The sequence below is a fragment of the Teichococcus aerofrigidensis genome (assembly GCF_054073225.1).
In genome coordinates, this window is sequence record NZ_JBSXMU010000287.1 from 1 (window position 1) to 600 (window position 600).

Here is a 600-nt window from a genome sequence, read left to right on the forward strand (position 1 = left end):
CCGACCACGATCCAGAGCGCCCGGCGGTAGGCGGGCGTGATGTGGGCGAGGTCCTCGGGAAGGTCGTCGTCGTCGCTCATCCAATGTTCCCAAGCCAGGGAAAGAGCCGGAGCATCAGGATGGCGAAGTCGGTCAGGTGGCCCGTGATCATGGCCACCCCCATCGCCACCATGACGCCGCCCGCCACGATCTGAAGAGCACGGCCAAGGCGCCGCAGCCCGCGGAACGGGCCGCGCAGGAAGCTGTCCGCGAAGGCGGCGACCAGCAGGAAGGGCACGCCCAGCCCGGCCGCGTAGGTGGCCAGCAACACGATGCCGAGGTGGCTGATCTCGCTGGTGGCGGTCAGCGCCAGGATGGCGCCGAGCACCGGCCCGATGCAGGGCGTCCAGCCGAAGGCGAAGGCCAGCCCGAGCACGTAGGCGGAGAGCGGCGTGCCACCGCTGAGGGTCGGCATGAAGCGGAGGTCGCGTTGCAGCGGCATCAGCCGCAGGACGCCCGCGGTCATGAGGCCGAACAGGATGACCACCACGCCGCCCACGATCCCGGCCTCGTAGCGGTAGCGCAGCAGGGCTTGGCTCAGCGCCGAGGCGCCCGCGCCCA

General features: G+C 71.0%; 1 protein-coding gene. It reads right to left on the reverse strand.

Annotated elements, in window-relative coordinates:
- Positions 1–76: 76 nt before the first annotated feature.
- Positions 77–600: cytochrome c biogenesis CcdA family protein (locus tag ACVMLK_RS21275; protein ID WP_457487573.1), on the reverse strand; the 524-nt coding region annotated here is incomplete at its 5' end.